The organism is Maridesulfovibrio sp. (assembly GCF_963666665.1).
Lineage (GTDB): Bacteria > Desulfobacterota > Desulfovibrionia > Desulfovibrionales > Desulfovibrionaceae > Maridesulfovibrio.
Genome location: NZ_OY762999.1, coordinates 641,355 through 654,205, shown reverse-complemented (window position 1 = coordinate 654,205; position 12,851 = coordinate 641,355). Strand labels below are relative to the sequence as shown.

General features: G+C 49.2%; 6 protein-coding genes. All 6 read right to left on the bottom strand.

Features of this window, described 5'->3' with window-relative positions; all coding sequences use genetic code 11:
* Positions 1-9 precede the first annotated feature (9 nt).
* Positions 10-1,305 carry a (Fe-S)-binding protein gene (locus ACKU40_RS02885; protein WP_320175029.1) on the bottom strand — a complete coding sequence of 432 codons (1,296 nt, stop codon included), beginning with the start codon at positions 1,303-1,305 and terminating at the stop codon, positions 10-12.
* Position 1,306: 1 nt separating this feature from the next.
* On the bottom strand, positions 1,307-2,692 hold the full coding sequence (locus ACKU40_RS02880) for an FAD-linked oxidase C-terminal domain-containing protein (protein WP_320175028.1): 1,386 nt from the start codon (positions 2,690-2,692) through the stop codon (positions 1,307-1,309).
* Between the two features lie 108 nt (positions 2,693-2,800).
* Positions 2,801-4,513, bottom strand: a complete 1,713-nt coding sequence (locus ACKU40_RS02875; protein WP_320175027.1) for an L-lactate permease — start codon at positions 4,511-4,513, stop codon at positions 2,801-2,803.
* Between the two features lie 227 nt (positions 4,514-4,740).
* Complete coding sequence (gene nifJ / locus ACKU40_RS02870; protein ID WP_320175026.1) at positions 4,741-8,265, bottom strand: pyruvate:ferredoxin (flavodoxin) oxidoreductase; 3,525 nt, start codon at positions 8,263-8,265, stop codon at positions 4,741-4,743.
* 434 nt (positions 8,266-8,699) lie between these two features.
* Positions 8,700-10,190 carry a sigma-54 dependent transcriptional regulator gene (locus tag ACKU40_RS02865; RefSeq protein WP_320175025.1) on the bottom strand — a complete coding sequence of 497 codons (1,491 nt, stop codon included), beginning with the start codon at positions 10,188-10,190 and terminating at the stop codon, positions 8,700-8,702.
* A complete protein-coding gene (locus ACKU40_RS02860; protein WP_320175024.1) occupies positions 10,183-12,843 on the bottom strand; it encodes an ATP-binding protein in 2,661 nt (886 codons plus the stop codon). The genes ACKU40_RS02865 and ACKU40_RS02860 overlap by 8 nt, the downstream gene beginning before the upstream one ends.
* Positions 12,844-12,851: the final 8 nt, after the last annotated feature.

Genomic DNA, 12,851 nt, shown 5'->3' with positions numbered 1-12,851 from the left:
TTTTGTATACTACTTCAGGGAATCGGCGTAGATTTCAAGAACGTGTTTCACCTCTACTCCACCGCCGGTCTGGGACAACATGTCACCGAGCTGCATCATGCATGCAGGGCAACCAGTTGCCGCAACCTGTGCACCTGCAGCGCGGACATTTCCTGCCTTGCGCTCACCGATGCTCTTGGAGAGGTCGTAGTGGTAAAGGTTGAAGGAACCACCGCAGCCGCAGCAACGGTTGGCTTCGTTCATTTCCTTGAACTCATAGTTTTCATTCTGCTTCAGCAAGGTACGGGGCTGTGCAGTAACGCCAAGTGACTTAGAGAGGTGGCAAGGGTCGTGGTAGGTGACGACTTTACCACCCTTCTTGGGTTCTGCAGGAGCCTTAACGCCCACGATATCAACGAGGAATGCGTTAATGTCCATAGTCTTAGCTGCGAGATCCTTAACTTTTTCTACAAAAACAGGATCTTCATTATCAATCATTTTAGGCCAGGTTTCATGCAGGGTCGCTGTGCAGGTAGCACAGGGAGTCACCAGATAATCAAAGGTTCCGTTTTCGAAAGCCTTAATGTTCTGTTTCATGAGCGCAACCATGGTATCAGCATCACCGGAGGCCAGTGTGGGGATACCGCAACATGCCTGTCCCTTGGGCAGGAAGATTCCAACGCCGTGGTGTTCAAGAATCTTGATTGCCGCATGACCGACTTTGGGGAACATCTTGTCCACAACACAGCCGGGGTAGAAAGCTACCTTGAGGCCGCTCTTGCCGCGGGGAGTATCCAGTTCAGGATAATCCTTGCGGAAAGGTCTTTTGGCCAGAGGCATGAAGTGACGTTCACCGAGAAGCGGGTTCAGCATGGCACAGCTCGCAGCACCGGAGGCCTGGTCGGCGATTTTTGCAAACGGGCCCTGAAACTTCGCACTCATTTCGGTCAGAGTGTTAAAGAGCTTGGGACGGGTAAGCAGTCCCTTGAAAATCATCTTCTTAGCGGGAGAAAGTCCCTTGTAGGAGGTAACGATAACACGCGCCTTCATGAAGATGTCCATAATCTTAACGCCGGAAGGACAGTTAGCCGCACAGGAGCCGCAAAGAAGGCATCTGTTAAGCTTTTCGTTAACCTGATCAGCGTCCTTAACCATTTCGTGGGCAAGCTTCTCAAGGAGAGCAATCTTGCCGCGGGTCACATCAGCTTCCCGCATGGTTTCGGCGAAAACAGGACACACGGCCTGACACATACCGCACTTCATGCAGGCGACCATCTGGTCATCCAGCTCCATGAGGTTTTTAGCTAATTGCTTGAGATCTTCCATGCTATACGTCTCCGATGATCTTGGTGGGGTTCAGAATGCCCTTAGGATCAATAGCACGCTTCATTTTCAAGGAGTACTCAAGGGTAGCCTTGGAAGTTTCTTTTTCCATCCACTTGGATTTTGCCATACCGATTCCGTGCTCGCCGGAAAGGGTTCCCTTGAGGGAAAGAGCAACATCAAAGATTTCGTTAACTGCTTCTTCTACGCGGTGGAACTCTTCTTTGTTACGGTTATCGCAGAGAATGGTGGGGTGAAGGTTACCATCACCGGCGTGACCGAAGGTTCCGATGTCGATTTTGTACTTAGCAGCAATCTTTTCCAGACCTTCCATCATTGCAGGAATCTGGGAACGGGGAACGGTAGCATCTTCGAGAACAGTAGTCGGTTTCGCACGTGCGAGAGCAGGCAGAGCGTTACGACGAGCAGTCCAGAGAGCTTCACGCTCTTCAGCGGTTTCAGCCATCTTAACTTCGTTAGCACCGCATTTCTTACAAATATTAACAACCTTTTCCGCATCTTCGATGACTTCAGCCTGATGACCGTCAACTTCGATGAGCAGGATTGCACCGGCATCGGTGGGCAAACCGGCTTTAGTGAAGTCTTCCACGTAACGAATGGTGGAATTATCAAGGAATTCCAGAGTACAAGGAACAATGTGGTTGGAGATGATGGAAGCAACTGTTTCAGATGCTTTGTGTACATCGGGGAACACTGCCATCATAGCCTTGGATGCCTTCGGCGGCGGAACGAGCTTGAGGATAATGTTGGAGAACACACCCAGAGTTCCTTCGGAAGCGACCATAAGGCCTGCAAGGTTGTAACCGGTTACACATTTAACTGTGCGGGAACCGGATTTGATCAGGTCACCGTTTACATCATAGAAATCCATGCCCATGACGTAATCTTTGGTAACACCGTATTTAAGTCCGCGGAGTCCGCCTGCGTTCTCCGCAACGTTACCACCGATGGTGGAAACAGCCTGGGAACCCGGATCCGGGGGATAGAAAAGTCCTTTAGAAGCAACCTGTGCTGCAAACTGTGCAGTTACAACACCGGGTTCTACTACTGCGTAGAGGTCCTGCTCGTTGATTTCGAGGATTCTGTTGAGACCGTTTGTCAGAACAACAACACCGCCGGGATGGGGAATGGTACCGCCGGAGAGGTTGGTTCCTGCGCCGCGAACGGTCATGGGCAGGCCGTGCTCATTACAAAGCCTGGTTACAGGACCAAGCTGTTCGGTGGTGGTAGGTTTAACTACGAGTGAGGGCACCTGGGGATCGAGTACCGCGGAATCGTAAGAGTACGCATGGAGGTCAGCCTCTTCGTGCATGACATTTCCAGCACCTACAATCTTTTCAAAGTCTTTTGCTAAGTTAGCGTTGGACATGTTTTTTTTGCTCCTGAATCTAAAAAACAATCATTTATATGAATCAATCTGAACTAATCAAACTCTCAGGGCCGGAGCCGTCTCCGGCCCTGAGGGGACGTTATTTAATTAGAACAGAGTCGGGTACATCACGAAGGAAAGTACACAAGCAATAACACCTACAACTACACCGTATACGAGGAAGGGCCATACGGTACGCTTGAGGATTGCGCCTTCCATACCGGAGAGGCCGACAACTGCACATGCTGCAACGATGTTGTGAATGCAGATCATGTTACCCATTGCGCCACCAACAGCCTGAGCAGATACAATGATCTGACGGGGCAGTTCGAGCTGTGCCGCTACACCCCACTGGAATTCAGCGAAGAGCAGGTCGGAGACAGTGTTGGAACCGGTGATGAAGGAACCGAGACCACCAACGAAGGATGCGAACATGGGCCAGGTCTGACCTGCGAGGCCGGATACAGCTTCAGCAAGTGCCAGAGGCATGGACATGTAACCGTTGGGGTTCAGTGCTGCATCGGCAATACCGGAACCGCGGAAGATGGATACCAGCGCTACGGAGAAGAACAGTGCGATGGTGGGGTTCTTCATTTTTGCAATTGCTTCTTTCCAAGCGGTAGCTGCTTTATCAGCAGGCATGCCGTGGATGAAGATGGTCAGTACTGCAACCAGTGCAAAAGGAATGGTACCGGGGAGGTACAGAACCTTGATGGAGTTGTTTACAGATGCAAAACCGAGGATGTTCTTAAAGGGAATTGCAACACCTGCGAGCATGCCTTTGAGGCCGAGCTCAGGAATACGGGTGATAACAAGGATGAGACCGATAAGGATGTAAGGGGTCCATGCCTTGAACTGGCTCATGTGAGCTTTAAATTCACCGGAGTTTTCTGCAGATACGGAACCGGTCCATTCAGCATCCCAAGTGGAGGGTGCGCCGAAGTCCCAAGTTTTTTCAGGCACGCAGAAACCGTTTTTAGCACCGAAGACAGCAATACCGAGACCAACGAGACCACCGATAAGGGAAGGAAATTCGGGGCCTACGAACCATGCAGTGAAGAGGTAAGGTACGGTGAAAGCGGTAGATGCGAAAAGAGAGAATTTCCATGCTCCAAAACCTTCAGACCAGCTCTTGTTTTCACCGAAGAAACGGGTCATGAAGCCGAGCATGAAGATGGGCAGGATGTAAATCATGGGCAGGTGCATTACAGTAGACCACTGGCCGATGATAGCATCGAAAGCTTCCATGGAGTGGAAGTTCAGACCGGGAACTGCAGCTGCAACAGCCTGATCAACATAAGAAGTCAGGTATTTCATACCAAGGATAACCGGGGTACCAACAGCACCGAAGGTTACAGGAAAGGAGTTGAATACCAGACACATTACTACTGCACACAGGGGGGGGAACCCGAGGCTGAGGAGCAGCGGAGCTGCCAGAGCTGCGGGAGTACCGAAACCTGCGGCACCTTCGATGAATGCTGCGAACAGATAACCGATGATAATTACCTGTACACGGCGGTCACGGCTGATACCCTGAAAACCGTACTGAATGGTTTCCATACCGCCGGAATATTGCAGGGTGTAAAGAATGATGATTGCCCCGAATACAATGATCAGGACACCGATAGCGGTAATGAAACCGTGAACGGTAAGAGCAGCAACGTAAGCTGCGGGCAGATTCCAGACGGCGATTGCGCCTGCAACAGCAGAGAGCCATGCAACGGGCATAGCTTTAGTAGCAGGCCAGCGCATGCCGACCATCAGTACCAGTGCCAGTACGATCGGGATGATCGCAACGAGGGCTAAAATTCCTACAGACATGTTTCCTCCTTAAGCAGTGAAAAATCACTTGTGTTCTTGCCGCACTCTGATGAGAACACTCCCATCATACCACATAAGTACGGCACAGGCTCAACGTTTTTTTGTAAGTCTGTTGAAAAGACTTCTGCCCTGCCCTCCTCTCACTACGACACCTTCCACAATTCGCAGCTAGAGGGGGTGCTGCGGACGGGCCACCTGTGCAGGCCCGTCCGCAGGCGCGGGTGGTGCTATTTGCTTCCGCTGTAATCAGCGTCAGCCATGTATTTCAAGATTTCGTACCTTTCGTTATAATCTTTTTCGATTTTAGCGCGGTACTCTTTGGATGCTTCGGGGTTGATGCGCTCAAGCAGGCCGTAGCGGTTTTCGCCGGCCATGAACTCCTGCATGGTTCCGTCGGGAGCTTTGGACTCCAGAACGAAGGGGTTCTTGCCTTCTTCAGCAAGCAGGGGGTTGTAGCGGTAGAGCGGCCAGTAACCGGAATCTACTGCGAGCTTCATTTCGAGCTGGGTTTTACCCATACCCTTTCTGATACCCTGGTTGATGCAGGGAGCGTAGCAGATTACGAGAGACGGACCGGGGTAAGCTTCAGCTTCCTGGATTGCCTTCATGAACTGCTGCTTGTTAGCGCCCATGGATACGGAAGCAACGTATACGTAACCGTAGCTCATCATCATGCGGCCGAGGTCTTTCTTGCCGGTGTTCTTACCACCAGCTGCGAACTTGGCGATGGAGCCGAGAGGGGTTGCCTTGGAGGACTGACCACCGGTGTTGGAGTATACTTCAGTATCCATTACGAGGATATTGATGTCGCGACCGGAAGCGAGAACGTGGTCAACACCGCCGAAGCCGATGTCGTATGCCCAGCCGTCACCACCGAATACCCAGAGGGATTTCTTGGTGAACAGGTCTTCCATGTCAGCGATTTCAGCGAGGAGTTCGGTCTGGGGAGCACCGTAGATGCCGTCCACAACTTTCTGACCGTACTCTTCGGAGAGAGCGGAATTGTCTTTGTTTTCCAACCATGCCTTCATGTCTGCTTCGAGTTCAGCGGGAACACCGGATTCGACAGCTTCAGTCACGAGGTCAGCCAGTTTTTCACGGCGGTGGGAAATACCCATTTCGATACCGTAACCGAACTCAGCTGCATCTTCGAACAGGGAGTTGCCCCAAGCGGGACCGTGGCCGTTCTTGTTGGTGCAGTAAGGAGTGGTCGGAGCGGATGCACCCCAGATGGAGGAACAACCGGTGGCGTTAGCAATAATCATGCGTTCGCCGAAGAGCTGGGTAAGAGCTTTAACATAGGGAGTCTCACCACAACCGGAACATGCGCCGGAGAATTCCATCAGCGGACGCTGGAACTGGGAACCCTTAACAGTGGTTCTGGTCATGAGGCCATCCTTTTCAGGAATGGTCATGGCAAAATCAAGGTTGGGAACTTCAGTAGGCAACTGGGAAGCGATGGGCTTCATTTCCAGAGCAGGAGTCTTTGCGGGGCAGATATCTGCGCAGTTACCGCAACCGAGGCAGTCCTGAGCGTAAACCTGCATGCGGTACTTGAGACCCTTGAGTTCTTTACCCTTCGCTTCAACAGCTACGAAGGACTCAGGAGCGTCTTTCAGCTCTTCTTCAGTTACGAGTACGGGGCGGATAGCTGCGTGCGGGCAAACAAATGCACACTGGTTACACTGAATGCAGTTTTCAGGCAGCCATTCGGGAACGTTGATAGCAACGCCGCGTTTTTCGTACTGAGAGGTGGAAAGAGGGACGAGGCCGTCAGGCTCAAAAGCGGAGACAGGCAGGTTGTCACCTTTCTGAGCCAGGATGGGACGAACGATATTTTTGATATAGTCCGGATCATCAGAAACGGCCACTTCACCATCAGTGAGGTCTTTCCAAGATTCAGGAACATTGATTTCAACAAGGTTGGCAACAGCCTGGTCAACAGCAGCATTGTTCATGTTGACGATCTTGTCACCTTTCTTGCCGTAAGCTTTCTTGATGGATTCTTTGAGGTACGCAACAGCGTCTTCAAAAGGAATAACATCAGCAAGCTTGAAGAATGCAGTCTGCATTACCATGTTGATACGACCGCCGAGACCTACTTCAGCTGCAATTTTAACAGCGTCGATGGTGTAGAACTTGAGGTTCTTCTTAGCGATGGTGCGGCGCAGTTCAGCGGGAAGTTCCTTCTCCATGTCTTCAGCAGACCAGGGGGAGTTGATCAGGAAGGTTCCGCCATCTTTAATGCCTTCAAGCAGGTCGTACTGGTGTACGTAGCTGGAGTTGTGGCATGCGATGAAGTCCGCGCTGCTTACAAGGTAAGTGGACTGAATGGGGCTGTGACCGAAACGCAGGTGAGACATGGTGATACCGCCGGACTTCTTGGAGTCGTAAGCGAAGTATCCCTGTGCGTACATGTCGGTTTTGTCACCGATGATTTTAATAGCCTGCTTGTTAGCACCGACAGTACCGTCAGCACCGAGACCCCAGAATTTACACTGAACAGTTCCTTCGGGAGTGGTGTCCATATCAGGACCTACTGCGAGGGAAGTATTGGTAACGTCGTCTTCGATACCTACGTTGAAGTGGTTCTTAGGACCGGCAGCTTTCATGTTGTCGAACACTGCTTTAACCATGTTGGGACGGAACTCTTTGGAACCGAGACCGTAACGGCCGGCAGTGATTACGGGGCTCATGCCGCTTTCCATGAATGCGGTGCAGATATCCTGATACAGGGGATCGCCGAGGGAGCCGGGCTCTTTGGTGCGGTCCAGTACAGTGATGTTGGTGCAGGTTGCGGGCAGAACGTTGAGGAAGTACTCGGTAAGGAAAGGACGGTACAGGCGGACTTTGATGAGACCGACTTTTTCGCCTTCAGCAACGAGTTTGTTAACAACTTCTTCAATTGCTTCACAACCGGAGCCCATAGCAACGATAACTCTTTCAGCTTCGCAGTGACCCACGTAGTCGAAAGGCTTGTAGTAACGACCGGTAAGGTCGCCGACTTTCTTCATGCAGCTGGTTACGATACCGGGGAGCTGGTCGTAGAAACCGTTAGCTGCTTCACGTGCCTGGTAGTAAATATCAGGGTTCTGAGCAGTACCGCGGATGGCGGGGTTCTCAGGGTTCATTCCTCTTGCGCGGAAAGCTGCAACTGCATCCCAGTCTACGAGAGACTTCATGTCTTCGTAGTCGATGACTTCGATCTTCTGAATTTCATGAGAAGTACGGAAGCCGTCGAACATGTGCAGGAAAGGCACGCTGGATTCGATGGCTGCGAGATGGGAAATAAGGGCGATGTCCATACATTCCTGTACAGAGCTGGATGCCAGCATCGCGAAACCGGTCTGGCGGCAAGCCATTACGTCCTGATGATCACCGAAGATGGAAAGAGCCTGTGCTGCGAGTGCACGGGCGGAAACATGAAAAACACCGGGAAGAAGTTCACCGGAGATTTTGTACATGTTGGGGATCATAAGCAGGAGACCCTGCGATGCAGTATAAGTAGAAGTAAGTGCGCCTGCTGCGAGAGCACCGTGAACGGCACCGGCGGCACCAGCTTCAGACTGAAGCTGTTTTACGTTGAGAACCTGACCGAAGATGTTCTTACGGCCCTGTGCTGCCCACTCTTCTGCAACCTCACCCATGGTGGATGAAGGAGTGATGGGATAGATGGCAGCAGTATCGCTCATCGCATAAGATACGTGAGCAGTAGCTGTGTTACCATCCATAGTTTTCATGTTCTTAGCCATTAAGTAAGCTCCTTAAGAGATTTTAATGTAGTAACCTCACCGAGTAATAAAAACCTTGCTGAAACAATCGGAACCCAAGGCGCAAGGTTGAACACTCACATAAGCCCCAGTTATCAATTTACGTGCCAAGTTTCTGACAAACAACAAAAGCTCGGATATTCGGGCAGTTAACTTGCCTTACTCCTTACATTCATAAGTGAACGCTCATCTATGTCCGATTTTTAAGACACTCAAAAATCGCCTTATAAAAAGCATTTACCTGTCACCGGACTGAAACATTGGAACAAAAGCCCGCATCCCAACGATTCTCGTCCACAGCACATAAAAAAAGCCTTGTCCTCAAAAAAAGACAAGGCTTAGTCTTAAAAACCAGACTGAACACTTATTCAATGATTATTTTATATTTCACGATTCACAACAGGTACTTACTAACGTTAATCATTGATACCGTGCTTCTTCAAAAGAGCATAAAAATGTGACCGCGAAAGACCCGATATTTTAAGGATTGTCGTTGTATCCCCTTCATGTCTCAGGAGCAATTCTTCAAGATATTTTTTCTCGGCCATACCCTTAAAAATTTTAAGAGGCGGCAGCTCTTCGGTGAGTATATCAGATACAGTTCCGCCAAGCACTGAATCTTGGTTCAGTCTAGGAGAGTCTTTTTTTTCAGACACAGATTGAATAGCTGACTCAGCAGCAGCTTTTACAGCTGCGCCCCCTTCTCCCAAAGAACCTTTACCGCTCTTCTCAAGATTTGATTGAGCCAATTTGATGCGCAAGGCATCAGAAAGGTGCATGGCGTAGATGGTGTTTCCTGAACCGGATGCAACAAAAGCCTGTTCGACAACGTTAAACAACTGGCGCACGTTGCCGGGCCAATCATAATTGTCGAGCACATCATAAAAGTCAGAACTGGCTACCTTGGGCGGCACTCCATAGTGTGCGCTGAGACGTGAAAGATGAAAAGAGGTCAACTCGCGGATATCCCCCTCCCTTTCGCGCAGGGGCGGCAAATGAATATGGATAGTCTGAATACGGTAAAGCAGATCCTGTCTGAATTCTCCGCGGGCAACCATAGCCTCAAGGTCGCGGTTCGTTGCGGCAATCAGTCTGAAATCACTCTTGAATTCCCTGTTCTCGCCAACCGGACGGTAAGTCCGCTCCTGCAATACCCTGAGAAAGGACTTCTGAACTGCAAGGGGCATCTCACCTACTTCATCAAGAAACAGGGTTCCCTTGTCCGCCAGAGGTATAAGCCCCTTACGGTCGGCCTGAGCACCGGTAAAAGAACCGCGTTTGTGCCCGAAAAGAGTGCTCTCAACCAAAGTTTCAGTCAGCGAGGCACAGTCAACCACTACAAAATTATTACCGGAGCGCTTGGAATTTTCATGAATAGTCTGAGCGAACAGTTCCTTACCGGTTCCTGTCTCGCCATTGACCAACACATTGGCATCAGAACCGGAGGCATGAGCGACAAGATCATAACAATTTTTAATTTCGACACTCTTACCTACGATATTATCAAGATTGAGGGCCACACACTGAGCCTTGTTCTGCTTTTCCTCATGAAACTCAAGGGCCCTGCGCATAGAGAGAGTTATCTGCTTTACTGAAGAAGGCTTAACCAGAAAATCCCAAGCTCCGCCTTGAATAGCCAACTCGGCACCATCGGCGTCCCCCTTACCGGTCAGGATGATTACTTCAGGATTACCCGAAGAATCCTTAACCTGCTGCAAGTAATCGAGACCATTCCCGTCAGGCAGGGAAATATCTAGGAATACAAGATCAAAATCATCAGATTGAACCTTGGAAAGACCGTCTCGCAAATTGTAAGAACTGACTGACTCATGCCCTGCACGGGCAATAAGACTCTCAATTGTTTCACACACCTGAACATCATCATCGATAATCAGAATTCTACCCATCTATGTTCTCCGTAGAAGAAAGAACTTCTCGAATTGCGTCTGCAATAATTGTTTTATTGTAAGGCTTCATCAAAACCTTCCTAACACTTTTAACATCATATTCAACGTCAGCTACATAACTAAGCACATTGCGTCTGCCGGAAACCACCAGAATCGGCAAATCCGGAGCCACATCCTGAACCATACGGGCTAATTCAAGACCATTGGTCTGCGGCATATCGTAGTCTGTTATCATCAAATCGAACCGTCCAGGCTCGTCCACAATCAAATTAAACGCTTTTTCAGGCGAAGCAAGGGCTGTAACCATATATCCGAGACTTTCCAGAATCCGTGGTGTAGTTTCCAGCTGATCTTCATCATCTTCCACAAAGAGTATATTCTCCTGCCCCATGGACAAGGCTCTGAAACTCTTGCGGGCAATATCCCGCAGCTGCCCCTGTACCGGGAGATAAATCTCAAATGAAGTCTTAACATCAGGAGTACTGCTAACGGAAATACCTCCGCCATGTCCTTTAATCAAACCGTGCACAACTGCCAGCCCCAGCCCTGTTCCCTCAGCCTTTCCCTTGGTGGTAAAGAAGGGATCAAAAATTTTATCCAGTATTTCAACGGGAATTCCCGGTCCGTTATCAGAAATTTCCAAACGAAGATACACGCCGGGGGCAACGCGCATGAACTGCGCCTGTTCATCCTCAACCTCAACAGTAGTCAGGGTAACGTCAATGCTTCCGCCCCGCCCTTTAAGTGAATGAAAAGAGTTGGTACACAGATTCATTATCACCTGATGAATCTGGGTGGGATCGGCCATAACCAGCGGAGCACCTTCCGGGACCATGGCTGATACCCGAATATTACGCGGCAGTGAAGCCTTAATAAAATCGACAGTTTCCTTAACAACCTCACCAATATCAGTAGGCTTGAATCCTTCCTGTGACGGCCTGCTGAAAGTCAGAATCTGCTTAACCACCCTACTACCACGCTGGGCAGCCTTGATAGCCCGGTCAAGGTCTTTCCAAGTAATGGTACCTTCCTCAATATCACTCAGGGCCAATTCGACAGAGTTCATGATTGAAGTAAGGATGTTATTAAAATCATGTGCAATACCACCGGCCAGAGTTCCGATAGCCTCCATCTTCTGCGATTGCAGAAGCTGCTTTTCAAGGTTGACCTTGCGGGTCACATCCTCAGCAGTTGAAAGAGTCCCCACAACCTCCCCTTTTTCATTGTAAAGGGGAACCTTGTTAATCTCCAACCAAACCGGGTCTTCACCATCACGGATAAGAGACCAGTTGATGCCCATACGCGGTTTGCCGGACGTCAAAACCTTCTTATCCCAGACCGCAGCCTGTTCCGCAAACCTACGATGAAGATCTATCTCCGAATCATTTAATCCGACCAGCGCCCACGGCGAACCTAGCCCGAAAAAATCGGTGAAAGAATGGTTGGCTCCCAGATAACGCTGCTTTTTATCTTTCCAGCAGATCAGCAACGGAATGGTATCCATAAGGATTTCCTGAAAGGAAAGCTGAGCCTTGATGCGCTTTTCAACCTTACGCCGCTGCAGAATTGAAATGATCAACATCACCAGAATAAGGCTCAATCCGAGAATAGAAACGATAATTATCCAGAATACCTGTTTATCCAGTTTGTAAAAATAGTCCGGCTCATTGATTATAACACTGTCTTCCGGAAGAATATCGCTGTTAATTTTAAATCGTTCCAGCACGTTATAATCGAACATATAATATTCGTTAGTAGCCTTGATCACCCTTTGCTTCGGCATCTTACCCGTCTTAAGCACATGCAAGGCCATCTCAGCAGCTTTACGACCCTGATCATTACCGGAAAGCAATTTACCACCGACAATACCGTGTCCAAGCAGAAACTCCCAGACACTGAAAATCATCACCGGAGAATTTTGATAAATAATATTGAGCACTTCTTCGGAAGAAAGAAGCTCACCGTGAGCACCTTTGTAGAAAGGAGTGAAAAGCAGGATTTCATTCTTAGTCATTGTCCGGGAATGAGCCAGCAAATCAACCAGCGGCATATCATTCCAATATTCAAATTTTATCACTCCCTTGAATAGAGGTTCAGCCTTCATAATCTGTGCCTTGATGGCACGGGAAGTAACGGACTGGTCCCCTACAACGACAACTTTTCGAACATTAGGATTAATCTTTAAGGCAAGCTCCAGATTGTCCTTAATATCAGGATTCTCAAGCACGCCGCAGTAATTATCGAGACCTTCAATAAGCTCAGGACGGAAATCGTTAATCCCGCTAAAAATAACCGGAACACCGGGAAAAAAAGAATCCCGGTAACGAAGCATGAAATTCAAGGCATTATTATCAGACACAACAATGGCTGAGAACTTGTACTTTTGATATTTAAATACGTAATATGAATGCAGAATTTCCATGAAATCCCGATCCTTGAAACGCTTTGTATCCATATATTCGATGTGCAGGTCAATATTCAGCCCGCTGGCTGCAAATGTATCACGCAAACCATCTAGAATATCATCCGACCACCTGTATCCGTTCTGGTAGGAGTTCAGATACAGGACGTTACGCTTCTCACTTTCAGCCAGAGCGACGGAAGAAAAAAATATACTTAAAATAAGAAAAGTTACAGTGAATATTTGTTTCACTTTTCATG